Raw genomic sequence first — 26,095 nt, forward strand, 5'->3', positions numbered from 1 at the left:
TATCTTCTTAACGCTTTTCTAATAACACGACATTTTCTACATGGTGTGTATGCGGAAACATATCTACCGGCTGAACTGCCGTTACTTTATATTTTACATCCAATAGCTGGAGGTCGCGCGCCTGAGTAGCCGGATTACAGCTTACGTACACAATGCGCTTGGGCTCAGCAAACAGTATCACGTCAATCACATCATTGTGCATACCCGCACGCGGAGGGTCGGTTATGATTACGTCGGGACGCCCGTGTTCGTTTATAAAATCTTGGGTCAGGATATCTTTCATGTCGCCGGCATAGAATAAAGTGTTCGTTATGCCGTTTATTTCAGAATTTACCTTCGCATCTTCTATTGCTTCGGGCACGTACTCGATGCCGACAACCTTCTTTGCCTGACGCGCCACGAAGTTGGCGATGGTACCTGTCCCTGTATACAGGTCGTACACCAATTCTTCTCCGGTAAGCCCCGCAAAGGTGCGGGCTACTTTATACAGTTCATAGGCCTGCTCCGAATTGGTTTGGTAGAACGATTTCGGCCCTATCTTGAAGCGCAGGTTTTCCATTACTTCAAAGATATGGTCTTTCCCCTTAAACACCTCTACATCCAAATCGCCGATGGTATCGTTACATTTATTATTTATTACATATAATAAGGATGTGATTTCGGGGAAACTGTCGGCTACGTATTGCAGCAGTTCTTTCATCTTGGCAAGTTCACCCTCGTTGGTAATCTTGCATTGCAGCAACACCATCAGCTCGCTGGTCGACGAGGTGCGTACCATCATGTTACGCAACATGCCTTCTTGCGTGCGCAGATTGAAAAAGGCATAATCATGTTCGTAAGCATAATCGCGTATGGCGTTCCGGATTCGGTTAGATATGTCGTCCTGCAACCAGCATTTGTCGATAGCCAGCACCTTGTCGAACGCACCGGGGATATGAAACCCTACTGCATTCATCTGTTCGTACTTCACATCCTGTTTTACCTCATCCTCGGTGAGCCAACGCTTGTTTGAGAATGTAAATTCCAGCTTGTTCCGATAGAAAACCGTCTTCTTCGAGCCTAAAATAGGCATGAATTCCGGCAACTCTATCTTCCCGATGCGGGTCAGATTATCGAAAACTTGTTTCTGCTTGTATTTTATCTGTTCTTCGTATGAAAGGCATTGCCATTTACATCCGCCGCACACTCCGTAATGTTGACAAAACGGCTCTACGCGAAGAGGCGATTTCTCATAAAACTTTACAGCGACAGCCTCGGCATAATGATTTTTCTTACGCTTCACCTGTAAATCCACCACATCGCCCGGAACTACATAAGGGACGAATACTACCAAATCATTCACTTTTGCCAACGCTTTTCCTTCTGCAGCTACGTCGGATATCGTTACTTTTTCCAATAACGGAAGTTCTTTCTTCTTTCGTGTCACGTTTATTTTCTCTAAGACCAATTTGGGAACAAATATAGGCATTTTTTCTGACAATCGAGCAATATTTGGCAAGAAGTTAATTTTGCAAAGTCTATATTACAAAACATAGTATTTTTTCCGCCCTTTCGTTGTGAAATTTCAAAGAATATGGTTAGATTTGTGACCGAAACAGCAGGAGGGCTTGTTTCTAAGCAGCAGTACGCCCCTGTCGGGAACTTGCAAAAAACGCTACCCATAGAACCGATGAACGCTATGGGTAGAAATGGTTAACGCTTCCGCATGGAATACCTTACGCTAACGGTAGTGTTTTTCGAGGCATCCGGCGGAGAATTTTTCCCTTGTACTCCCGTAGGACGGAAGGTTTGGACAGGCTCAATGAAAAACATTGTATGATACTGAAAAACATATTATAACCTATAAAATCTTTTAACGATATGGATACAAAAAGAGTCTATACGTTCGGCAACGGACATGCCGAAGGGAAAGCAGACATGAGAAATCTATTGGGTGGTAAAGGTGCTAACCTCGCCGAAATGAATCTGATCGGTGTCCCCGTTCCTCCCGGTTTCACCATCACTACGGATGTATGTAACGAATACTTTGAAAAAGGAAAAGAAGCAGTGGTGGCTTTGCTGAAAACAGATGTTGAAGATGCCATCAAAGGGGTTGAGACGCTGATGAAATCAAAATTCGGCGATATCGAAAATCCGCTGCTGGTTTCTGTACGTTCAGGTGCACGTGCTTCCATGCCGGGTATGATGGACACGATTTTGAATCTGGGACTGAATGACGAAGTGGTAGAAGGATTGGCACGCAAGACCGGCAATGAACGTTTTGCATGGGACTCTTACCGCCGATTCGTACAGATGTATGGCGACGTGGTATTGGGCATGAAACCTACTAACAAAGAAGACATCGACCCGTTCGAAGCTATCATCGAGGATGTTAAGAAAGCAAAAGGTGTCCGTCTGGATAACGAACTGGACGTTGATGACCTGAAAGCGCTGGTAGTACGCTTTAAGGCTGCCGTCAAAGCCCAAACCGGCAAAGAATTCCCATCGTGCGCATACGAACAACTGTGGGGAGCTATCTGTGCAGTGTTCGATTCGTGGATGAACGAGCGCGCTATCCTTTACCGCAAGATGGAAGGCATACCGGCTGAATGGGGTACGGCGGTTAACGTTCAGGCGATGGTGTTCGGAAACATGGGCGATACTTCGGCTACGGGAGTATGCTTCTCACGCGACGCTGCTACGGGAGAAGACTTGTTTAACGGCGAATATCTGATTAACGCACAGGGCGAAGACGTGGTAGCCGGTATCCGTACTCCGCAACAGATTACAAAAATCGGTTCTCAGCGTTGGGCCGAACTGCAAGGCATCTCTGAAGAAGAACGTGCAAGCAAATATCCTTCTATGGAAGAGGCTATGCCGGAAATCTACAAAGAACTCGATGAACTGCAAACCAAGTTGGAAAACCACTATCACGACATGCAGGATATGGAATTCACCGTTCAGGAAGGCAAGTTGTGGTTCCTGCAAACCCGCAACGGTAAACGTACGGGAGCTGCAATGGTACGTATCGCAATGGAAATGCTTCATCAGGGAATGATTGACGAAAAAACAGCGTTGATGCGTTGCGAACCGAACAAGCTCGACGAACTGCTTCACCCGGTATTCAACAAAGAAGCGTTGTCTCGTGCGAAAGTGCTTACACGCGGATTGCCGGCTTCTCCGGGCGCTGCATGTGGACGCATCGTATTCTTTGCTGAAGATGCAGCTGCTTGGCACGCCAACGGTCACCGCACCGTATTGGTTCGTATCGAAACGTCTCCCGAAGACCTCGCCGGAATGACTGCTGCCGAAGGTATTCTGACTGCCCGCGGAGGTATGACCTCTCACGCTGCGGTAGTAGCCCGCGGTATGGGTAAGTGTTGCGTTTCAGGAGCCGGAGCTATCAACGTAGACTACAAGGCACGCACGGTGGAAATCGAAGGTACGCTGCTGAAAGAAGGCGATTACATCTCAATAAACGGTTCGAACGGATGCGTTTACGCTGGTGAAATACAAACCGAACCCGCCCAGCTCTCCGGAGACTTTGCCGAACTGATGGACTTGTGCAGCAAATACAGCCGCTTGCAGGTACGTACCAACGCCGACACGCCGCGCAACGCACAAGATGCACGCAGCTTTGGAGCAGTAGGTATCGGATTGTGTCGTACGGAACACATGTTCTTCGATGATGAAAAGATCGTAGCCGTTCGTGAAATGATTCTTGCAGAAGATGCCGAAGGACGTAAAAAAGCATTGGCGAAACTGTTGCCCTACCAGAAAGCAGACTTCAAAGAAATCTTCAAAACGATGGACGGACTGCCCGTCAACGTTCGTCTGCTCGACCCGCCTTTGCACGAATTCGTACCGCACGATGCAAAAGGTCAGGAAGAAATGGCGCAGGCAATGGGTGTTACCGTTGAGTACATCCGCCACCGCGTAGAAAGTCTCTGCGAACACAACCCGATGTTGGGTCACCGCGGTTGCCGCTTGGGTAACACATATCCCGAAATCACCGAAATGCAAACCCGTGCCATCATCAGTGCAGCTTGCGAATTGAAACGCGAAGGATACGACCCCAAACCCGAAATTATGGTTCCGCTCATCGGTATTCTGTACGAATTCGAAGCCCAAGAGCGCGTAATCCGTCAGACTGCTGCCGAAGTATTTAAAGAAGAAGGCATCGAAATCCCCTTCAAAGTAGGAACGATGATTGAAGTGCCGCGTGCAGCGTTGACCGCCGACCGCATTGCTTCTCACGCCGAATACTTCTCATTCGGAACCAATGACCTGACTCAGATGACATTCGGTTACTCACGCGATGATATTGCTTCTTTCTTGCCGGTATATCTGGAAAAGAAGATTTTGAAAGTAGACCCGTTCCAAGTTCTCGACCAAAACGGTGTAGGTCAACTTATCAAGATGGCAGTAGAAAAAGGTCGTTCCGTTCGTCCTGAACTGAAATGCGGTATTTGCGGTGAGCATGGCGGCGAACCTTCATCAGTTAAGTTCTGCCACCGAGTAGGCTTGAACTATGTTTCTTGTTCTCCGTTCCGTGTGCCTATCGCTCGTTTGGCTGCGGCGCAGGCTGCTATTGAGGAAGCATAAAAGAAACCTAATTTACAGATAAATAAGGCGGATAAAACCTTTTAAACAGGTTTTGTCCGCCTATTTTTATTATGCGGTTTTACACGATTTTCGCGCAGAATAAACACGAATATTTACCAAATGTTTACCAAAATGGCAACATCAAATCTTGCGTCAAATCATTACTTAGAATAGGATTGATACGGCTTTTTCTTATTACCAATAAAGGGTGTCAAGTTTCAGATTAATAAACTGAATCTTGACACCCTCTCTTTGTTACTTCTCTTTTCTTTGAAATGCAACAAGAAGACAAGAAATGTTACTCTTTTTTATAATTATATATCTTCAAATTTGTAATCTTACTCTTAAAATTTCCTGCCGTTTCCAATGGGAACACCAACGTGCGTATAAAATTATTTTTTTCTTCTATGCCGCCATTGAGATAACGTTTTTCAACATCCATCCGCTCAATCAGTTTATTATTGATAAATAACGAGGTAGAAACGTTGTCGCCCATTATTGTGACAGTGAATTTTTCTTTGGGGTAAGGGCGGAAATCAAATGTGTTCAAATATCCATCACGGGCAAAACCAAACATTCCTTTTATCGGATCTGAAAGGTAGAATACCGCATTAGGCGACCTGAATAATTCTGTTCCGAAATCTTCTTCCGATGCTTCCACATCAAATGTTACAGTATAATCATAGCCTATCTCAGGATAAGGGAGCTTGTCGCCTGCCTTCAGTTCTTCTTTTTCGTATACAATTCCCGGAGTATCCCCTATTCTCGCCAACTGATTTACGCCGGGAGCCTCGCTAAATGTTTTTCTATACGTATCAAACTCACTGAAAGGCAATGAAGGAGATGTATTCCATGTTTTCGTCGCTACCGTCTGAAGCGCAGGGAACACACGATGATGAATATCTTTTACAGAAACTCCGTTGCCAACAATATCATTCCACTCGGCAAACATACCGCCCACAATAGCCGGATCTTTCTCGTCGAAAACTACATCACCCACATGGGCAGGCGTCCATTCATCGTACAGGTTTTTGATATTCAAATAATCATAATAATAACCCGCCTGCGGAACAATGTAAGTCAACCCATCGGGAATACTGATTATCTTATATCCTTGTTCAACCATATCTTTCGGAGCAGCAAAACCATTGTACCATGTATACATTATTACATTCTCTGATTTTACAGGAGTCTTACCATTTGCATGGGTAAGCGCACCCCATACGCAGGCTTGCTTGCCAAAGCTCTCTATATACTTAATGTAATGGTCGGTATAAGCACGGAACTGTTCTACCACTTCTTTTTTCTTGTTAGAATACTCATCTGTACCGATATGTACTTTCGGGCCTTGAAATACGGGTTCTTCTCCTTCAAGGTATTCTTTGAAAAGCGCATCCATGAAAGTATACACTTCGGGATTCGACAGGTTCAGATGGTCCATTCCGTATTCCTCACTGCCCAATTCGGGTTTATAATGGGTAAACGGAAGCGAGTGTGCAGGAGAGTCTATTTCCGGAATAATTTCAACAAACTGAGCAGAAGCCTCTTTCTGGAAATCAATAAATTCTTTCTTGGTATAATAACCGTCGCGCGCGGTCAGACCGGGAAAAGTCTCACATTCTAACCTGAATGCCCCATAAGTACGATTCCAATCATTATTGAAATATTGCTTGAAACCATTGTTATTTAATACGATATGAAGGAAGTTCATCTTATAATACGACATGATTTTAACAAGGTCGCGCAGATAGGACATTGGAATAAACTTACGTCCACAATCGATCACGAATCCACGGGTTCCGTAGTCCGGGCAATCGCGCATATAGCCTTTAGGCAACTGCCTGTTATCTTCCTGTTCGCTGATTTGAAGCAACGTACGTGTAGCCCAATACGCTCCTGTGGTATTAAGAGCCGATATTTTCACCACATCCGTTACATTGATTTCGTATCCTTCCGTTCCCAGTTTTTTATTTTTTCCGTAGGCAAGTACAAAATCTCCCTTTTGCGGCTTTCCTTGAGCTACTTCAAGATACCGCCCGAACATCGTTTGATAATCTGCAGCAAACTGTTGGGCCACACCTTTCAGTGCATCGTTTTTATAAATAATACGCGAACTCTCACCGGGAATAAAAAATCCATCCGCTCCCTTCCATTCTTTCAATTCCGGAATAACAAACGGTTTGGTATTTTGGGCATATAAACCCACACACAGACTGAGCAAGAAAGCGGTAATCACCGCTTTGCAGTAACAAACGACATGTTTTTTCATCTTTCTAATATTAGTTGAGGTGACTATTATGATATTTATGATACAAAAGTAACATAAATATAGAAATAAACAACGGTTAAAGTTTATTTTCCTTTTATGTGATTCAAATAATATTCACGTGTCATAACATTATTACACCCTGTTCTGTCCGGTTTATAGTTAGTACATCCCAAAAATGGACTTCCTTTTCCTTCCCTTACTATCAAATAACCATCGCGGCATTTATCACATTTCAAAATAGGAAGTTCCCCACCCTTCAAATTATTCGTCATGAAATCACAGATTTCTGGTTCATTAGAACAAATCCACAATTTCAAGCCATATGCCTTTTTATATCGGAGTTGTAAAGGATAGCCACATACCGGACAATATTTTATTTCTGCACCACCTTCTTGTTTTTCATCTAATGTTCCGCGAAGCGTAATATTGGGATAATCTTTCAACAATTCGCGTACAAAATCTGATGGTCGCTGCTGAGAGGTAACAATATAAACACGATTTTTAGTGCGTGTTAAAGCTACATAAAACAAACGTCTTTCTTCTGCATATTCAATAGAGTGATCATCTTTAAGAACGAACTTCAAGACAGGATCATCTTGCACTTTAGACGGAAAACCATACACAGCATCAATAGCATTGATAATAATTACGTTATCATAACCAAGACCTTTAGCACGATGCACGGTCATAAATTCCAATTCTACATCAGCAAATGTTTTTGAATATACATTTCCCGTTTTTTCAGCATAAATAAAATCAGAAGATTTGGTAAGGTTAAATCCGTCAAAGCCATACCTACCCAACAATAAAATAGACGATTTAGGATTATCCTCTAAGATTTCTTTTATAATCTTTTCTACAGTTTCGCCCACAAGAAAAAACTTTCCTCCTCGTCCTTCATACATCTTTCTGTCCACATCTTCTGTATACGACTGAATGATTACAGGATTAGCAATATGTTTAGGTGAAATCAATGCCTTACGAATTTGAGACGTATTTTTCTGAATAAATCCTCCTGCAATATCTATCACTTCTTGTGCATTCCGGTAAGTGCGCGTTATCCTTAATTCCTGACCATAACCGAAAGTCTCTTTAAAATTGGTAAACAACGTTATATCCGAACCCGCGTATGCATAAATAGATTGCCAATCATCTCCTACAGCTATGATTTTAGCATCGCAAAGTTTACTCAATTCTTTTGTAAGATTAAAGCGTTGACGAGATATATCTTGATATTCATCTACTATAATATATTTAAAATCCAACTTTTCTCCTTTTACCACTTCTTCGCGCAGAATGCGTGCCGAATCATTAATCATATCTTCAAAATCAATCGCTTTCTTTTCCTTCAAACGTTTAGAGTATTCAAGATAACACTGCTCACAAATCGTAAAAAATAATTTACTCCTTTCATTATTTGTTGATGTCTGAAAACGATGAAAATCATCTAACACATAACCATTGGTTTTAAAATTTTGAATAAATGTACAAACCAATTTTACTAATTTGGCTATATAACGGTTTTCTTCCGTATTCACAATCTTATCGAATATTTCTCGAACCGGACGAGGTCTAAGCTTGAAACCATGCTTTATCAGTTCGTCTTGAAGATGAGTCAACAAATCCCGACCATCATTATAAGCTGAAAAAGTATAAATAAGCTCTGTACCGTGCTTAATATGCAACTTAACCTTATCGTTCACTTCTTTTTTATAACGCTCCAGTTCTTGCCTTGTATAACGATTATTCTGTCCATTTTGAGTTATACCAAAATGTTCTATATATGCCTCCTTACCGCCTTGTGTTATAGTAAAATCAGGAGTATAAGGTTTATATGAACGCACAATATTGTAAGGATAAGGTTTTTCATAAACATAATCTATGCCGTTCATATATAAAAAATTTGCAATACGAACTTCTTGTTCTGACCGCAAAGTTTCATGAGAAATAGTGATACATTTCCCCGTACGTTTATCTATAATCTGATCAGCATACTCAGCGATATTACCCCTCAAAGTAGAAAAATCAGCTTTTGTTATGTAGTTAAAAAAGTCATTCAAGTTATCACCTTCATAGGGAGCATCAAAATAACTGCCAAAAAATAGAATCAGCTTATCTACCAATTCAGGATTTTCAAGAATATTCCTTTTCAAATAATTGTTTATCGTATAAAACATGAATCCCTGATCTACCACTACCTTACGGTCGGCATCCTGTCGACGCATAATGGCATATCCCGTCTTGTGAAAAGTGGTAACAGGGCAATCTATCCTCAATGCATTGTTTATCTTGTCACGCAATTCTCCTACGGCTTTGTTTGTAAAAGATATAACCAAAATTTGGTCGGGACGGATATTCTGTTTTTCTACTAAATATTTTACTTTTGCTGCCACTGTTGTTGTTTTCCCAGCACCCGCACCGGCTATCACCAACGTATAATCTTCATCGGAAAGCACTACACGTCGTTGTTCTTCATCCAGTTTTATTATTGGATCTACCTTCTTAAGAATATTGTCAAGATACTGTTTATCTGAAACCAAATGTAGCTTAACAAAGGCTTCATTATGCTTTTGAATTACTTCTGCCCCCTCCTTCCTCCGAAAATCTTCGTACATAAAAAGAAATGAATTGACTTGTTGAATAGAAATCTCTTTATCCCGACAAAAGTAAGCCAATGTATCTGTTTTACGAAGGGTATCGAACTGAGAATATAAATCGGCAAAATCTTCAACCAACGTCTTATAATCACTCCGAGCTATAAACATATTTTGAGACAACAAATTACTTGTCCGACGCTCGAATGCTGTCAAACTTAATGATTCCGGCGTAACATTTTTACTTTTTGCCGACTCTTTCTTCAGTTTAAATAACTTACTGAAAAATGACATTTTACTCTCCATTTATATCGAATGTTTCTGCCTCTGAAAACATTCTGCAACCCATCAAGATATATTTGTGTTGGCAAATATTAAAAACAATCAAAGCAAATCGCGGGTTTCCAAGATTGTGCTGTGTGCCAAATAATCCGAAGCATCGGCGTAAATGTACATTACGCTGCCGCCTTTAATAGCATCGATTATCGGACGAGAAAGTTTGGGGGGAAGGGCGGGACAACCGAAACTCCTGCCCAAGCGTCCGCCGCGGGCTACTACCGAGGGGTCGGCGTATGCGGCTCCGTGGACTACGATGGCACGCTCGCGGGCACGGTCGTTTATCCCCTTCTCCAGTCCGTTCAAGATAAGAGAGTAGCCGTTCTTGCCTTGATAGGTCGACTCGGTGAGATAAAATCCTAAAGAACTTTTATAAGAGCCGTATTCATTTGAGAAAGAAGTGGCGTAGTTATTGCCGCTGTTTTTTCCGTGAGATACGACTGAAGAGAAAAGTAATCGGTGCTTTTTCATGTCGAACACGTACAGACGCTCTTCGGTAGAGGGCTTCGAAAAATCAATCAGGGTAAGAATGTCGCGCTTGCGCCCTTCAATCTTTTCATATCCCGCCACCGCCTGACGGAAAGCCTTCCAGTTGACCACGCCTTCCAGTTGCATGGAGCGGTAAAGTTCTGCCACTTTATCGGTTTTGGCTTCAGCTATCACCTCGCTGCATACAGAGGGATGCCCTGTCAACAAACTCGTACAAGGAAGAAGTAAAAAGCATGTAGATAGTATGAATCGTCGCATAAACAGGCTAAATAAAGAACGGCGGCAAAGTTACGGAATATTCTTGATATAATATCAAGATTACTAAACAATTAACACTTTGTCATCGGAAAATATTTTTGCCGGAGCAGCAGAGAATCTCCCACCTCAAGACAAGGCTCGAAATTCTACCCATAGAACCAGTCAACACTATGGGTAGAAATGGTTAACGCATCCGCATGAAATGGATAACACTAACGGTAGCGTTTTTCGGGGTATAACGGAGGATATTTCCTGCCTTGTTTTCGGCGGAAGGAAAGGTTCAAACAGGTTCTGTGTAAGATTTATTCGATTACTACCACCAGCGAGTTTTCGGTAGGTGCCCAATCGAAAATAAACTTGGCATGAGACGTAGCATTCCGCACACACATGTGGGAACGCGGCGTGGTTCCGAGCGACCAACTGTATTCAATCATTGCCGTGCGCGGCACGTTTACCGGCACACCGTGAATGTATGCCCCGTTTGTAAAGCGGCTGGCGTAGGGAGCATATCCTCCCAGTGCTGAAGAACCGTCTTTCAGAAAAATCATGCGCTGCTTTTTTTCCTGAAGCAAAAACATACCCAACGGTGTTTCTTGGGCGTAGGGCGGTGCATGTCGTCCGGTAGTGGCAGGATTCATGCTGCGCACTTTCCACTCTTGGTTTCCTGTCTGCTCTACCGTTGCGATATTCTGGTCTTGGCGGTCGACAAAAATGACATGCCGGAAAGCCGTCGTATCGGAAAGTTGTTTTACATAACGGCTCGGAACAAGGTATTCTTCCTCCATTGTCACAGGATAGACACGGTAGAATCCGCCAGTCTGCTCGATAACCTGCACCAGAAAACCGTCACGCCCATAACGTTCGGGCACCAGCGTGTCCGTCGGAAGGTAAAGAGGCACAGACTGGTAGCGTTCCACGCCCAGCGTGTCGGACACGCGACGGTAAGCGTTACGCACAAACTCACGCACCACAGGGGCTTCCCCGTTACGATTTTTATAATTTTGGAAAACTCCCCAGCGGACATCCTCTTTGGCTTGCATGTTTTCGATAAAAGCCAGACACTGCCGCATCACGTCCCACTTGAACGAACGCACTGTATCTTGATACGGATAAACATCTTTTTCGGGAGTATAACGATCGAATATCAATTCTTTGGTTAGTGTAATATCGGCTGCCGTTAATACTTTTTCTTCTGCCGGCTGCTCTGCATAAGCCGTATCAACCGGCTCAACATCCTGCCCCACTGCAAGAGTTTCGTCTAATGCTTGGTTGTGGCATCCCGCCATCAACAACATTCCTATCACCCAAAGAATCAAACCTCTCATAAAACCTCGCTTTAAGGTTGCTATCGCAAATATACTGAATTTATTATATAAAAACAAATAATCCGTACACTTGTTCGGCGGAAGTCTGATTCATCCGTCACAGGCTATGCAAATAAAAAATATCAGACAGATGTATCTTCGGGAAAGCGTAAGGTTTCTACTTTTTCGAGACGGGAACGAAGGCGAGGCATTTGTGATTTCCGGATGCGCAAGGTCATGATGCAATCCATATCGTACGATTGTTCCATGATTTCGGGCGACTCTTCTTTTACGATACGCATCACGTCGTTCATAAACGGATATTCAAACGCAACGGTAACTTCGTCATCTACCGTTTTTTCAATAACCGTAGCCTCAGCCAATGCTTGGGAAGCTGCTGTACGATATGCCACAATCAATCCGCTTGTACCTAATTTGATTCCTCCGAAATAACGCACTACAATAACCAGCACATCAGTCAGCTCATGCGAGTTTATTTGCCCCAAAATGGGTTTTCCTGCCGTGCCCGAAGGCTCTCCGTTGTCGTTGGCACGGAAGTCTTTGCGCTCCGGACCTAACATGTAAGCGTAACAAACATGACGTGCATCGTAATACTTTTTCTGATATTGCTCTAACAAGTTTTTTATTTCTGCTACCGAACGCACCGGAATGGCAATCGCAATAAACTTGCTTCGTTTTTCGGTGAAAACAGATTCTGATATACCGGATATGGTTTTATATGTATCGTCCACAAGTTGAAGAATTAATGATGAAAAATACGAATACGAATCGTTTTTACCAACGATTTACCCACAATAATCAGCGTAACAGCCGACAACACCAGAATAATGCCTAAAACGATACGCGGAGTAAGTGGTTCTCCGAATATCATCACACCGAAAAACAATGCCGTAATCGGTTCTAATGCGCCCAATATGGCAGTAGGCGTAGACCCCACGTAATGAACAGCCTTAGCCATTGTTACCAACGAAATAACGGTGGGAAACAATGCCAGCGCTATGGGATTCAACCAAAGCAAAGGTTCATGGATAGGACTCAACGAGGCACCAAACTTCAGGCGTACAAAGAAAACACTCGCCCCGAATACCAATGCGTAGAAAGTTAATTTAGAGGTAGGCATATCACGCAACACGGAGCGGTTGACACCTATTATATAAAGCGCATAAGTCAAAGAGGAAATAAGAACAAGCACCGTACCCACGAAACTTAACGTTTCACCGTCTCCTTTATACAGCAACGAGATTCCGAAAAACGCTAAAGCGATAGACAATATGGTTATCATAGAAAGTTTCTCTTTAAAGAAAACAGCCATGATGACAGCTACCAACACCGGATAGATAAACAAGATGGTAGAAGCAATACCCGCTGCCATGTAGTTATAGCTGATAAAAAGTGCGAGCGAAGAAAAAGCCATCAGCATTCCCATCACAAACAGCGGAAGCACCTCTTTCCGCCGAAGCGCAAAAGACTGTTTTTGCAGTTTCATCAAAATGCCTAACATGACTACCGCCAGTCCGTAACGATAGAACAATACAGAATCAGGAGTTAATCCCGCTTTATAAAGCGGAAGTGTAAACAAAGGATTCAGCCCGTAACTGGCTGCCGCAATAGCTCCATACGCATATCCTTTAACCGTTGTATTCATCATTCTCTGTCAACTTTACCAAATTAGCGTGCAAAGGTAATGTTTTTTCTTTTTCTGACGAATGGTATTTATAAGGATTTCACGGAGTTAATTTCATTTTAATAAATATTGAGAACCTGCTTAAATTTTCCGATTAAGTATTTTATCCGCCCTTTTTTGAGTTTGTTTCCGGTCTGTTTCCCCGTTTTCACTCGTCAGATAGCCCGCTATCATCCTCGTAAGAACCGAAAAACATCCTCGAAAACAATTCTCAAACTGAGGCAGAGCAAAATCTAAACAAACTCTTAAATGCGGATTACAATGGAGTTACTAACATAAAATCAATCCCTGTAATCCGCACTCAAAATGAAAGTCTGTTTACATTCTGCTTTCCACAAAACTATTCAAGTTTATGAATAACCAGACCTGAACGGAGCTTCGGCTCAAACCATGTAGTCTTGGGAGGCATGATATTGCCTGTATCAGCAATGTCCATCAGTTGCTTCATCGATACCGGATAAAGCGCCAACGCCATTTTCATCTCGCCACTGTCAACCCGTTTCTTCAGTTCACCCAATCCGCGTATACCGCCTACAAAGTCAATGCGTTTGTCGGAGCGTAAATCTTTTATACCCAATATCTTGTCTAAAATAAGGTTTGAAGAAATCGTCACGTCAAGTACACCTATCGGGTCGTTATCGTCGTATGTTCCCGGCTTAGCTGTCAAACTATACCATTTACCGTCAACGTACAGTGAGAAGTTATGCAAGGCTGCGGGTTTGTAAACTTCCGTACCTTTTTCCTCTACGATGAAATGTTCCGACAATGCCTGCAAGAACTGTTCGGGAGTCAAGCCATTCAAGTCTTTTACTACCCGGTTATAGTCAATGATGGTCAGTTGGTTGGCAGGGAAACATACCGCCATGAAGTAATTATACTCCTCGTCGCCCTTGTGGTTAGGATTCTGCGTAGCCTTCTCCGCTCCCACCAACGCTGCCGCCGCGCTGCGGTGATGTCCGTCGGCAATATACATGGCAGGCATCTTTTCAAATGCAGCAGTGATGGCATCGATATCCGAATCTTCATCAATTACCCAGAACGTATGTCCGAATCCATCTCCCGGAGCCACAAAATCGTATTCCGGTTTGCGAGCGACGTATTTCGCCACAATCGCATCAAGTTCGGCATTTTCCGGATACGCAAAAAACACCGGTTCGATGTTTGCATTATTTACACGCACGTGTTTCATGCGGTCTTCCTCCTTATCGCGGCGGGTAAGTTCATGTTTCTTTATCGCCCCGTTCATATAGTCGGGCACATAAGCTCCTACCACCAAGCCGTATTGCGTTTTGCCATTCATGGTTTGGGCATAGACGTAATAACATGGTTTTTCATCCTGTACCAGCCAGCCTTTTTCCTGAAACATCCGAAAGTTCTCCGCTGCTTTCTCATACACACGCGGATCATGCTCATCCGTTCCTTCGGGAAAATCGATTTCAGGTTTAATGATGTGATAAAGCGATTTCTCGTTTCCGGCTGCTTCTTCACGCGCCTCGGCAGAGTTGAGTACGTCGTACGGGCGTGAAGCCACTTGTTCAATCAAGTCTTTAGGAGGACGAATGCCCTTGAAAGGTTTTATTTTTACCATAATCTTAAATCTGAGGTTAATATCATTAGTTACGACTTCCTTATAAACAATGTAGGGGCGGGTTATCTTCCCTCCCCTACATGCTATAACGGGAAAACCGGTTTCCAAATCATTTCTTGTTTACCCTGAACCGTTCGCATCCGTCTTTCAGGAATCCTACAATCTGCTTGGCGGCTGCGATGCCGGCATTGATGTTTGCCTCGGCAGTCTGTGCCCCCATTTTTTTCGGAGTAGAGAAGTAACGTCCCGGACATTGTTCTGCAAACTCGGCATGATGAACCGGCATGATGTCTGTTACGTATTTCAAATCCGGACGGTCATGCATCAGGCGGAGCAAATCGGCTTCATTGATAACTTCTTTACGCGCCGTGTTTACCAGCAGTCCGTTTTTCGGCATCCGGTTCACCAGCTCATAGTTGATGGAGTTTTTTGTTTCGGCAGTAGCCGGAATGTGAAGCGATACTACGTTACATTTTTCATACAGTTCCTCTGCCGTATTTACGGGGATGATACCATCCGCTTCCATTGCTTCTTTCGGACAATAAGCATCGTAAGCGTAAATTTCCATACCGATACCTTTGGCGATGCGAGCTACGTTCCGTCCTACGTTTCCGTAAGCATGGATACCCAACTTCTTACCCATCAGTTCCGTACCCGACTTGCCGTCGTAGAAATTACGGACAGCCATAATCATCAGTCCGAATGCCAGTTCTGCCACGGCGTTCGAGTTTTGTCCCGGAGTATTCATCACGCATACACCGTGGGCGGTAGCGGCTTCCAAATCCACGTTATCGTAACCGGCCCCGGCACGAACCACTATCTTCAGTTCTTTGGCTGCGTCGAGCACTTCATTGTCGATGATGTCACTCCGGATGATAATCGCATTCGCGTCTTTTACCGCATCCAGCAACTGTGCCTTGTCCGTATATTTTTCCAACAAAGCCAATTCATAGCCCGCAGCTTCTATTTCTTTACGAATGCCGTCTACCGCAATTTTGGCAAACGGTTTCTCGGTTGCTATTAAAACTTTCATACGCCCTCCGTTTTTTAATGGTTTTTCTCAAATTCCTGCATACAGTCTATCAATGCCTGTACGCTTTCTACCGGCATTGCGTTGTAGCATGAAGCGCGGAATCCTCCCACAGAACGATGTCCCTTGATACCTACCATGCCCTTTTCGGTTGCAAATTTCAGGAAATCAGCCTCAAGGTCTTTGTATTCGTCTGCCATTACGAAACAGATATTCATGTACGAACGGTCTTCAACCGCAGTTACCGTACCGCGGAACAATTTGTTACGGTCTATCTCTGCATACAACATCTCAGCACGCTGGCGTGCGCGGCGTTGCATTTCCTCTACCCCGCCCTGTGCTTTCAGCCAGCGCAGCGTCTGTAAAGCCGCATAAATAGGCACTACCGGAGGAGTGTTAAACATTGACCCCTTTTCGATATGAGTCTGATAGTTCAACATCGTAGGAATATAGCGTGACACCTTACCTACCGCATCATTTTTCACGATAACGAAAGTAACGCCCGCCGGAGCCAGATTCTTCTGCGCGCCACCGTATATACATATATATTTAGATACATCGACGGGACGAGAGAATATATCCGATGACATATCGGCTACCATCGGCACGTTTACATCAAGGTCGGCATGAAGTTCCGTACCGTAAATCGTATTATTGGTTGTGATATGGAAATAATCCACATCTGCCGGAACTTCATAGTCTTTCGGGATAAATGTATAGTTGGCATCGGCAGACGAAGCGACTTCAACCACTTCGCCAAAGGCTTTTGCTTCTTTCATCGCCTTCTTTGCCCATGTACCGGTATTCAGATAAGCTGCTTTCTTTTCAAGGAAATTATAGGGAACCATACAGAACTCCAGACTTGCTCCTCCGCCTAAGAACAATACCGAATAGCCTTCGGGGATATTCAGAAGTTCTTTAAACAAAGCTACCGCTTCGTCTACCACCGGCTGGAAGTCTTTAGCGCGGTGACTGATTTCCATCAGCGAAAGTCCCGAACCGTTAAAATCCAGTATAGCCTGAGCCGTTTTTTCGATTACTTCGCGAGGCAATATAGAAGGTCCCGCATTAAAATTATGTTTTTTCATTTGGATGTTTGTTTTGGTTAAACAATAGATTTCTAAACTCACACTTTGCGAATATAGCTATTATTTTTAGACTTCCAAAAGAAATCCTAATAATTTTATGCGTTCACCTCAAATATTCTTTCATTTTAACAAGCAGATAAGCCGATAACTAACATTTTGACAAATACAGACACATAAAATAAGCGTCCGCACGAAAATCGTACTTGCGGCAGGTCAGAAAGACACCCTCTTGCAGGGGGAGCGTAAAACAGATGTAATGTCACAAAGTTATTACTTTGCCGGTTCTATCAAAGTTTTTACCCCCTTAATCTTTTCATTTTGTATCAATTTTAACGTTTGTTTCACCTTTTTCCGCGAAATGGCAGCAAAAGCATAGTGGTCTTTCACATCGATTCTGCCTACTTCCTCGCGGCTTAAATTTCCTTTTTTCGACAAGAATCCTACGATGTCTACTTTATTAATCTTATCTTTCTTCCCTTTACCTATATATAATGTAATGTATTCGGGCAAGGCGGGTGCGGGAATGGTTTCGGGGAAAACAAACTCTTCGGGTTCCGACGGGATATAGGCGGGCAGTTGTTCTTCGGGGTGCAGAATAATGTATGCGCTGCCCACGGCATCCCAGCGCGCAGTACGCCCGTTGCGGTGGGTAAAACCTTCTTCCGACAACGGCAGGTGGTAATGGATGATGTGTTTTACGTTGGGGATGTCAAGTCCGCGTGCCGCCAAGTCGGTAGAAATAAATACCGAGCAGCTTCCGTTACGGAACTTATACAACGCCCGTTCGCGGTCATCCTGTTCCATGCCGCCGTGAAAGGTTTCGCAATAAACTTTCATCGAGTGGAGATACTTCCCTACCCGGTCTACGCTCTCGCGGTGATTACAGAACACCAGTGTAGACTCGTTGCCTAAACAGCAAATCAGTTTGTAAAGAGTTTCGAGCTTATCTTTTATGGGAGAATCTACCTTATACAACTGCAAGCGTTCTTCCACTTCCTCTTTCCCGTCCAGAAAATTCAGTTTCGATACGCGGTTCAACCCCGTAAAGTGTGGAATCTCTTCGGCATCGGTAGCCGAAAGCAGGAAGCATCGGCGCAGACGCGGCAACTTGCCGATAACGGCTTCCATTTCATCCTGAAAGCCAAACTCAAGGCACTTGTCGAACTCGTCTATCACGAGCAGGCGCACCGTGGAAGCATCGATATTCTGTTTTTCCAGATGGTCGTTCATACGTCCCGGCGTACCGATAATCACCGAGGGGCGAAGTCCTTTCATAACGCGGTGTTCTTCCATCGCCGGACGTCCGCCGTAACAGCTCATCACGCCGAATCCCGTACCCATCGACTTGAACACCTGTTCGGTTTGCAATGCCAATTCGCGCGAGGGAACAAGCACCACCGCCTGTACACCGTCGGCACCGGGATTCAACGAACTTACCAGCGGAAACAGGTATGCCAATGTTTTACCCGTTCCGGTGGGCGAAAGCAATATCAGGTCGTTACCTTCTTTCCAAGCCTCGACACTGGCTTGCTGCATGGGGTTTAACTGTTTGATTTTCAGATTCAACAGAATAGTAGATATATCCATTATGTTTCGGTTTTGATTGAAATAAATACAAAGGTACAAATTTTAGCCGAACAACCCAGAAATTCTACCCATAGGAAACACTTACGCTTCCCATAGCGTGCGAGGTTCCTTCCCATAGAAAATCAGCAGCCTATAAGTTCTGCAAAAATTAGGAAATTCCGCCGTCTTGTCATACCTTTGCATGATTTTTCGACTAAACAAACATTATGTACATATTCCGCTCAATAAACGAAATCATCAATACGGTCTCTGCCGCACGAGGGCTGCTTACAGAGATGTTTGAAAAGAGAAAAACATTAAATTTTAAATACTCCGATGCGCTTCTGTTGCTGAAAGGAGACGAGAATCGCCTGAAGATATTAATCGAAAAAGAGATTATCCGGCAGAACGGGAACGAGGTTTCGCTGGATATCCGTTTCCAAGAGTTCTTCGAGTTGCTGCTGAACGCCAACGAAGAGATAAACACTGCCGTCATCGACGAAAACATTGAGTTCTTGCATGAACTGATGGATTATTATCTGAAAGAGCGAATCCCGTCGCGCAAGGAAAGCTACATCCGTAACATCAAGATTACGTTCCGTAAAATCGCTTACACTACCATACGTAACATCATGAGCCTGCAAGACAGCATCGACCACGCCGTGAAACACGAGCCTACGTATCAGATAAAGATTGCGCGGTTAGAGAACTTAGACAAGAAGCGGATAAACATTCAGCGGATGATTGATGCTACGGAGCATCTCATCCTGCACGAAGAGCGTCTGTTTTTCCAACAGGCTACCGACGAGGAGCTGGCAAACATCTTGCTGGAACTGCGTCAGGAGCTTCAGCTTTCGGCACACAGTCTTATCAGCGCGCAGCAGGACATCATCAACTACCTGAATCAGATTAAGAGCCAGATAGTATTGGTTGAGAAAATCAAGAAACTGAAATACCTGCAAGACCAGTTTGAACTGCGCACGCGGAGTAACTTGGCGGAGGTTATGGAGCGCGAACACTCGCTGTTGGTCGAGGGTACGTCGTCGCCTTCATTCAAGCTGTCTATCTCTTACCTGAATACCGACGAGGCGCGTCCCGTCATCTTGAAAGTAATCCGTAACCTGCAATACCGCAAGGCTATACAGAGTAACGAGGCGGGTGCCTTCAGTGCGGAGGAGATGGAAACGCAGGCGACTTACCAAGAAACCATCGACCTGAACGAAACCCTGAACGACTACATTCAGGCACAGGCGCAAAAGCTGTGGAACGACGAGGCGGCACAACCCGACGATTTGTTCTCGTTCCTGATGCATCACCGTTTCCGCCGCGAGGTGAGCGAGCAAGAACGCACCACGTTTTTCTGCCAGATAGTTTCGCTCTACGAAAGCCATCTGCGCATTACAGACGAATACGGTGTGTATCATCAATATGAATACGCCAAGATATATCCCGACGTATCCTAATAATTAAATTTTTCACGGTATGGAATTAAATATACGAATCCCTGACTCGACAGGCAATATATTTGAATACTTGCAAAAGGGTTTGTTTATCAGCTCGAACAGCGTAGACGAAACCTTGCGCAATCTTTACGACCAGATAGAAGACAACTTTGAATCGCTCTCGCTGTTCTTTGCCCAGATAGGTTACACGCTGGAACATGGCAACGAGTATTTCTACTTTTCGCGAAACGAACCGCGCATGACGCTGGAACAAAAAATACAGCGCGCGTACTACTGGATTGACGTGCTCGACCTGTTTAAGACTTACGACGAGACGTTCGGGCCGGGATATCGGTTTCAACCCGAACAGATATTGGTAGAAGCGAACATCAATGTAGTGTTACAAAACAAGCTGGACAGCCTCCGCAAGCACTTTTCGGACAAAGACATCCGTAAAGATATACTTGACAACGTGATTCGCCAACTTACGAAAGATTCGTTCTTAGAATTGGAAAACGACAAGACGAATACATATAAAGTAATGAGTGCGTGGCACTATCTGGAACGACTGATAGAAAGTATTAACATTTACGACGAGACGGAAGAAGATGAGAAACCTGAATAGAATCATATTTATCAATAGTGCAAACATCCCTTACGCGGATGATATTTTCTTGGATGGGAACGTACATTTCATCGGTACGCAAGGAGTGGGTAAGAGTACCGTGTTGCGCTCCATCCTGTTTTTCTATAATGCCGACACGCAGAAGCTCGGCATCCCGGTAGAGAAACAGAGTTACGCGGAGTATTATTTCCCGTATGCCAACTCGTACATCGTTTACGAAGTGACTACTGAAAAGGGAGCGTTCTGCATACTTACCTTTAAGTCGATGAACCGCATCTGCTTCCGTTTCATCGACTCGCCTTATCGCAAAGAGTTCTTTGTGGACGAAAACCGCACGGCATACAGTGGAACCGACCGCATCCGTGCCATGCTTGACCAGTACGGAGTAGATTATTCGCGCATCATTTATACTTACGAAGAATACCGGAATATCCTGTACGGAAACGGCGTGGAGGCAGATATGCGCAAGTATTCGCTGATGGAGAGCAAACAGTTTCAGAATATTCCGCGCACCATTCAAAATGTATTGTTAAACTCTAAACTGGATGCCGAATTCATTAAAAAGACTATCATATCATCGCTCAACGAGGAAGAGACTGCCATCGACCTGAACAGTTACAAAGAGCATCTGAAGAATTTCGAAACACGTCTGCGCGACATCGAGGAATTCCGTAAGCGGGAAACCCGCAAACAGGCTACGGACATCATCGGCTATTCGGCAGAGGTGGCAAAACTTAAAACAGCATTGGTACAGGGCTGTCGGGAGCTGGCTGTAGCTTTCCGCCAAGCACAGGCCAAATATCCCGTGTGGAAAGAAAAACAGGAAAAGGCCGAAACCGAACGGAACGTGTTGCAAAACCGTAAAAAAGAGTTACAAAAGCAATCACAATCGCGTTGCGACGAGCTGCATGACCGACTCACCATCCTTGACAGCGAACTGCAAAAGGCACGGAAGAAAGAAAAGGAATACGAACGAATAAACATCCACCACATCATTGAGCGCTCGGCTAAAAAAGAAGAATTGGCAAGCCGTCAAGAAAGTCTGGAAAAACAACAGCACACACTGACCTCGCAGTACGAAGAGACTTCGACCAAATACGAACGGCTGATTAACGGGCTGAACGAGGAATGGAATAAAATCCATGCGGCAAAGCTGCGTCAGAAAGAGGAACTGAACCAAACGCTCACGAAACGTATGAAAGACATCGGCAGACAACGCGAGGAGGCTGTCGAGGCTTTGTTTCATAAGTATCAGGAACTGTCGGAACAGCTTCATCCGGAGAGAAGCGAAAAACAGAATGCGCTGACCGCACTTCGCTTCCGTATAGAGACTTGCCGCAAAGAGGTATTCTTTAAAGAGGAACTGGAGGAACTGAAACATCGCATCCAGTCGTACACCGGGCTGCAAATGAGTAAGATAAACCGTAAGGAGCAGGCTGAGCTTATCATCAAAGAAACCAACTTGAAATGGGAAGAAGAACGGCAAAAGAAGGAGCGGGAAACAGAAGACGCTTTGTCGCAGCTTCAGGCTGAACAGCAGCAGCTACGCCCTCGTGTTGAGGAACTTGACACTTTCTTGCGCAACAGCAAACACACGCTTCAGGGATGGCTGAAGGATAACAAAAAGGGTTGGGAAGACAACATCGGGAAGCTGTGCGACGAATCGGTGCTGTGGCAAACCAACCTATCTCCACAACTGTCGGGCACAGATGATACTTCTTTCTATGGCATTTCGCTAAACCTTGACGAAGTAAATCGTCCTATCAAGTCAATCAACGACTATCAGAAAGAGAAAGAAGCAGGAGAGAAACGCCTTGCCGAAATAGCTGCTGAAATACAACATCTGCAACAAGATCAGGAAAAACTGGTAGAGCAACTCAAGTATAAATACCTACCTGTCATTAAAGAGCAGCGCGAAATTATACGAGTTCAAGAATACGAGCAGGAAAAGCTGGAGAAGCAATACCAAAAGGACATGCTCGACTTGGAAAATCTGAAACAAAAGGCAGAAGAAGAACGAAGCGCACAACTGAAGCTTTTAGTGGCAGAAGAACAGCAATTAAAGCTGGAATTACAGCGCATTGATGAAAAGCTAAATAACCTGAACCATGAACGTACCGAAAAGCAGCAAGCCATAAAACAGCTTTGGACGGAGCAGGAAAAGGAGGCGGAGAAAGAGCTTCGCCAATTGGTGGAAAATGTGGAGCACGAAGAACGGGAGGAGCAACAGCGCATTGCTGCCGAAAAGAAAGCCTACCGCAAACAAATGGACGAGGAGCTTCATTCACAGGGAGCGGATACAGAGCGTCTGCAGCAGATAGCCGTCCAGTTAAACAAGCTGAAGAAGGAACTGAACTTCATAAAAGAACATGAGACACTGATTATCGAGTTTCATAAAGATAAGCGCGACTGGATAGACCATATACAGGAATGGGCATTGGAGCAAGAGGCTAAAACATCGCTTCTGAAGCAGGAACAGGAAACGCTGCGCAAGGAATCGAATATCCTGCAAGAGCAAATAAATGTGCAGGAGCAGGCTTATCAGGAAGCGGAAAAAGTATTACAAAAGTTGCAGAACGACATGGAGGCGTACGGGAAAATAGAATCATACGAGTGGTACAAACCTCATCAGGATATATTTACCGCCGACCACCAGACAGCGGATGCGGACACGCAGAAAAACTGTTCGGATTTAATTGAAATATTGAGCAGGACAGAAAGCAAATGTAACCAGATAAAAAATGACCTGCGCAAGGCTGTGGTTCTGTTTACATCACACTTCGGCGAAGACAACACGTTTAAGTTTCCTACCAAGTTTACCGAAGACTGGGAGTACCTCCGCTTTGCTGAAGAGCTTCACGACTTTGTGGAAGAAAACCGAATCGATGAGTTTGTAAAACGTATCAACGATACACACTCGGATGTATTTAAGCGCATCAGCATGGATACGTCGATGCTCACCGCATCGGAGGATGATATTCAAGACTTGATAAATAAAGTAAACAAGGGATTCCAGACGTGTAATTTCGTAGGAGTAATCCAACGCATCGAAATGAAAATAGAAGAAAGCAGCAACCGAGTGGTAAGCACGCTGCGTAACATACAAAAGTATTATAACGAACATGCTTACGACCTTGCCCCGGGTACTACCCTCTTTTCTTCGGAAAACGAGCAACTGGTAAAACAGGAGGCGATAAACTTGCTCCGAGATTTCATCAAAGAAATCTACGCTTACCGTTACGACTCCATCCGCCTGTACGATTCGTTTGAATTACGCTTCCGCATCGTAGAAAACAACAACGATACCGGATTCGTGGAAAAATTGTCGAACGTGGGTTCGGAAGGAACAGACATTTTGGTTAAAGCCATGATTAACATCATGCTGCTGAACGTATTTAAGGAGGGGGCTTCCCGCAAATTCAAGGATTTCAAGCTGCATTGCATGATGGATGAAATCGGGAAACTTCACCCGAACAATGTCAACGGGATTCTGAAATTTGCCAACGACCGTAACATCATCCTGATTAACGGGTCGCCCACTGAGTTAAACCGCGATGCGTATAAACATGTGTACCTGATGACGAAAAACGCTCAAAGCAAGACACGTATCGCACGACTTATATCCGATAAAAAGTTATAACAAATGTATATCACTACCGAACAGGCACGTCTGTTGAAAGAACTGGCTGAGGGAAAACAAATTCCCTCCAGCCAACTCCGTGCCGAGATATTTCGTAAACTAAGAGAAGAGAAACTTCTATTGGCAAAAAGGGTGCATCACGGGAAAGTAATTTATGCTGACGACCCCATTGGCTTGTTAAACTATTTGAACAATCATTATATCCGATGTACGCTTGACGAATACATCGTAAAAAACCAAGCCTCCCCTACCCGTACAGACAATGTCTACCTGACGGGCGACTCGAAAAACAAAGACACCGAAAGGGTGTTTCAAGGATTCTTGTTTAAAGTCACCGAACCGATTCAGGCACGGTGGAAAGGTAAGGAACATATTCTGACCCGCGCCAACGGACTGCCTGTTTTCATGCCTTATCCGGACTCATTCAAGCTCCCGGAAGACATTACAATCGTGCTGGTTGAAAACTCGGAAAACTTCTGTATGATTGAAAACCAAATAGAACTATTCGGAGAAATGAAATGTTTTTTTGTGCCCTATTACCCAAGAGAACATTACAAATACTTCACTGAGTGGTTACAAAAACAGCCCAATAACTACGTACATTATGGAGATTTCGACTTTGCAGGTATCCATATCTACCAAAGTCAATATAAAAAATATGTAACGGGAAAATCGGAATACCTTGTTCCTAAAACTTGTTTCCGGCTATTTAAACGATTCGGAAAGAAAGAGTTATACGATAATCAACTTAATCTATTAGACCGACTGGATATCGACGAACCGGGTATTCGAAAACTTATACAGACCATTCAGTCGGAACATAAAGGATTGGAACAAGAGGTTTACAATAAAGACGAATACAAAACATTTCTCATCAAAGAGCCGGTATAATTCCACAAAAAGCAAATGGAGCTGTTTCACGAAAAATGAAACAGCCCCACCTTGTTATAAACAACTAATCTTTATTTTTTATTGACATCGATACCTTTATTACGCAAAGTCATGGCCATCAAACGAACGTATTCGCTATATTGCTTCTCGTTCAATGTTTTTTTCATCAATTTCAGATTGCCATACACAGCATTACGAACCTGTTCATCGCTGTTTTTCTTTGAATTATTAGCCGTCTTCATCTGTTCTTGGAAATAGTCGCAAATATTTGCTACTTCTTCGTGTTGATTAGACGACAACTGGAGATATTTTGATAGTTTAGCTTTGTTGATTGAACCATCCCACTTAGAAGCAACTTCTTGAGGTTCTGATGCAAATACAGATGCAGAAAATGCTAATGCAACTGTTAATGTTAAGCCTAATTTCTTCATAATACCTAAAATTTAAATTGTTACCTAAAAACTTGTTACCTAAAAACACTTAAATAGTTTAGCTCGAGCTTTATCTTTTTACCACTGCAAATATAAGAACATGCTGTAAAACATAAAAATTATACAGCATATTTTTTACCCTTACGGTGTCTTTTATTGACTTAAATCAAGTTTCACCTGTTAAAAGACACGGTGTTTGTAACAATTTTGTAATCTAAAGATAGCGATTACGCCTATAAACATTCTTTTTGAAAA

General features: G+C 43.8%; 17 protein-coding genes. 5 read left to right on the plus strand and 12 right to left on the minus strand.

Translation table 11 applies throughout. The annotated features are described in order from the left end of the window. Positions 1–7 precede the first annotated feature (7 nt). Positions 8–1,426, minus strand: coding sequence for a 23S rRNA (uracil(1939)-C(5))-methyltransferase RlmD (rlmD, locus tag M3085_RS12170; RefSeq protein ID WP_249053137.1), 1,419 nt, complete (start codon positions 1,424–1,426; stop codon positions 8–10). Between the two features lie 434 nt (positions 1,427–1,860). Between rlmD and ppdK the strand changes: the two genes are divergently transcribed. Next, the gene (ppdK, locus tag M3085_RS12175; RefSeq protein ID WP_204498919.1) at positions 1,861–4,584 is read left to right on the plus strand and encodes a pyruvate, phosphate dikinase; all 2,724 of its coding nucleotides are present in this window, start codon (positions 1,861–1,863) and stop codon (positions 4,582–4,584) included. 298 nt (positions 4,585–4,882) lie between these two features. Here the strand turns inward: ppdK and M3085_RS12180 are convergent, their stop codons facing one another. From M3085_RS12180 to M3085_RS12225, 10 genes are all read right to left on the minus strand, one after another. Further along, a complete protein-coding gene (locus M3085_RS12180; protein WP_191709300.1) occupies positions 4,883–6,853 on the minus strand; it encodes a family 20 glycosylhydrolase in 1,971 nt (656 codons plus the stop codon). Between the two features lie 83 nt (positions 6,854–6,936). After that, positions 6,937–9,753, minus strand: a complete 2,817-nt coding sequence (locus tag M3085_RS12185) for a UvrD-helicase domain-containing protein (RefSeq protein ID WP_249053138.1) — start codon at positions 9,751–9,753, stop codon at positions 6,937–6,939. 78 nt (positions 9,754–9,831) lie between these two features. Continuing rightward, the gene (locus tag M3085_RS12190; RefSeq protein ID WP_178256106.1) at positions 9,832–10,530 is read right to left on the minus strand and encodes a murein L,D-transpeptidase catalytic domain family protein; all 699 of its coding nucleotides are present in this window, start codon (positions 10,528–10,530) and stop codon (positions 9,832–9,834) included. A gap of 302 nt (positions 10,531–10,832) precedes the next feature. Next, the gene (locus tag M3085_RS12195; protein WP_191709298.1) at positions 10,833–11,855 is read right to left on the minus strand and encodes a L,D-transpeptidase; all 1,023 of its coding nucleotides are present in this window, start codon (positions 11,853–11,855) and stop codon (positions 10,833–10,835) included. A gap of 122 nt (positions 11,856–11,977) precedes the next feature. After that, complete coding sequence (locus M3085_RS12200; RefSeq protein WP_178256108.1) at positions 11,978–12,586, minus strand: IMPACT family protein; 609 nt, start codon at positions 12,584–12,586, stop codon at positions 11,978–11,980. 11 nt (positions 12,587–12,597) lie between these two features. Further along, a complete protein-coding gene (locus M3085_RS12205) occupies positions 12,598–13,503 on the minus strand; it encodes a DMT family transporter (RefSeq protein ID WP_191709297.1) in 906 nt (301 codons plus the stop codon). A 376-nt stretch (positions 13,504–13,879) separates the two neighbouring features. Then, on the minus strand, positions 13,880–15,127 hold the full coding sequence (locus tag M3085_RS12210) for a DUF1015 domain-containing protein (protein ID WP_204498914.1): 1,248 nt from the start codon (positions 15,125–15,127) through the stop codon (positions 13,880–13,882). A gap of 109 nt (positions 15,128–15,236) precedes the next feature. Further along, positions 15,237–16,160, minus strand: a complete 924-nt coding sequence (locus M3085_RS12215) for an NAD(P)-dependent oxidoreductase (protein WP_178256112.1) — start codon at positions 16,158–16,160, stop codon at positions 15,237–15,239. A 14-nt stretch (positions 16,161–16,174) separates the two neighbouring features. Beyond that, on the minus strand, positions 16,175–17,245 hold the full coding sequence (serC, locus tag M3085_RS12220) for a 3-phosphoserine/phosphohydroxythreonine transaminase (RefSeq protein ID WP_178256113.1): 1,071 nt from the start codon (positions 17,243–17,245) through the stop codon (positions 16,175–16,177). A 270-nt stretch (positions 17,246–17,515) separates the two neighbouring features. Beyond that, positions 17,516–18,832: a DEAD/DEAH box helicase gene (locus M3085_RS12225; protein ID WP_249053139.1), complete on the minus strand. Its 1,317-nt coding sequence runs from the start codon at positions 18,830–18,832 to the stop codon at positions 17,516–17,518. 206 nt (positions 18,833–19,038) lie between these two features. Here M3085_RS12225 and M3085_RS12230 point away from each other — a divergent pair, with 206 nt between their 5' ends. From M3085_RS12230 to M3085_RS12245, 4 genes are read left to right on the plus strand one after another with little or no spacing between them, the layout of a single operon-like run. After that, a complete protein-coding gene (locus M3085_RS12230) occupies positions 19,039–20,274 on the plus strand; it encodes a hypothetical protein (RefSeq protein WP_249053140.1) in 1,236 nt (411 codons plus the stop codon). Between the two features lie 19 nt (positions 20,275–20,293). Beyond that, positions 20,294–20,878 (plus strand): condensin complex protein MksE, encoded by a 585-nt coding sequence (locus M3085_RS12235; RefSeq protein WP_178256116.1) that lies wholly within the window; start codon positions 20,294–20,296, stop codon positions 20,876–20,878. After that, complete coding sequence (locus tag M3085_RS12240; RefSeq protein ID WP_249053141.1) at positions 20,862–24,518, plus strand: ATP-binding protein; 3,657 nt, start codon at positions 20,862–20,864, stop codon at positions 24,516–24,518. Before M3085_RS12235 ends, M3085_RS12240 begins: the two co-directional genes overlap by 17 nt. A gap of 3 nt (positions 24,519–24,521) precedes the next feature. Next, on the plus strand, positions 24,522–25,409 hold the full coding sequence (locus M3085_RS12245) for a hypothetical protein (RefSeq protein ID WP_249053142.1): 888 nt from the start codon (positions 24,522–24,524) through the stop codon (positions 25,407–25,409). Between the two features lie 71 nt (positions 25,410–25,480). Here M3085_RS12245 and M3085_RS12250 read toward each other — a convergent pair whose 3' ends face one another. Next, positions 25,481–25,840 (minus strand): hypothetical protein, encoded by a 360-nt coding sequence (locus M3085_RS12250; RefSeq protein WP_178256119.1) that lies wholly within the window; start codon positions 25,838–25,840, stop codon positions 25,481–25,483. Positions 25,841–26,095: the final 255 nt, after the last annotated feature.

Source organism: Bacteroides caecicola (assembly GCF_023337095.1).
Lineage (GTDB): Bacteria > Bacteroidota > Bacteroidia > Bacteroidales > Bacteroidaceae > Phocaeicola > Phocaeicola gallinarum.

What these genes read in the sequence shown, in the direction of transcription:
- M3085_RS12180 (WP_191709300.1), bottom strand. Translation starts at nt 6,853, where the DNA reads ATGAAAAAACATGTCGTTTGTTACTGCAAAGCGGTGATTACCGCTTTC.
- M3085_RS12230 (WP_249053140.1), top strand. Translation starts at nt 19,039, where the DNA reads ATGTACATATTCCGCTCAATAAACGAAATCATCAATACGGTCTCTGCC.
- M3085_RS12190 (WP_178256106.1), bottom strand. Translation starts at nt 10,530, where the DNA reads ATGCGACGATTCATACTATCTACATGCTTTTTACTTCTTCCTTGTACG.
- M3085_RS12185 (WP_249053138.1), bottom strand. Translation starts at nt 9,753, where the DNA reads ATGGAGAGTAAAATGTCATTTTTCAGTAAGTTATTTAAACTGAAGAAA.
- M3085_RS12210 (WP_204498914.1), bottom strand. Translation starts at nt 15,127, where the DNA reads ATGGTAAAAATAAAACCTTTCAAGGGCATTCGTCCTCCTAAAGACTTG.
- M3085_RS12235 (WP_178256116.1), top strand. Translation starts at nt 20,294, where the DNA reads ATGGAATTAAATATACGAATCCCTGACTCGACAGGCAATATATTTGAA.
- M3085_RS12250 (WP_178256119.1), bottom strand. Translation starts at nt 25,840, where the DNA reads ATGAAGAAATTAGGCTTAACATTAACAGTTGCATTAGCATTTTCTGCA.
- ppdK (WP_204498919.1), top strand. Translation starts at nt 1,861, where the DNA reads ATGGATACAAAAAGAGTCTATACGTTCGGCAACGGACATGCCGAAGGG.
- M3085_RS12215 (WP_178256112.1), bottom strand. Translation starts at nt 16,160, where the DNA reads ATGAAAGTTTTAATAGCAACCGAGAAACCGTTTGCCAAAATTGCGGTA.
- M3085_RS12240 (WP_249053141.1), top strand. Translation starts at nt 20,862, where the DNA reads ATGAGAAACCTGAATAGAATCATATTTATCAATAGTGCAAACATCCCT.
- M3085_RS12225 (WP_249053139.1), bottom strand. Translation starts at nt 18,832, where the DNA reads ATGGATATATCTACTATTCTGTTGAATCTGAAAATCAAACAGTTAAAC.
- M3085_RS12195 (WP_191709298.1), bottom strand. Translation starts at nt 11,855, where the DNA reads ATGAGAGGTTTGATTCTTTGGGTGATAGGAATGTTGTTGATGGCGGGA.
- M3085_RS12245 (WP_249053142.1), top strand. Translation starts at nt 24,522, where the DNA reads ATGTATATCACTACCGAACAGGCACGTCTGTTGAAAGAACTGGCTGAG.
- serC (WP_178256113.1), bottom strand. Translation starts at nt 17,245, where the DNA reads ATGAAAAAACATAATTTTAATGCGGGACCTTCTATATTGCCTCGCGAA.
- M3085_RS12205 (WP_191709297.1), bottom strand. Translation starts at nt 13,503, where the DNA reads ATGATGAATACAACGGTTAAAGGATATGCGTATGGAGCTATTGCGGCA.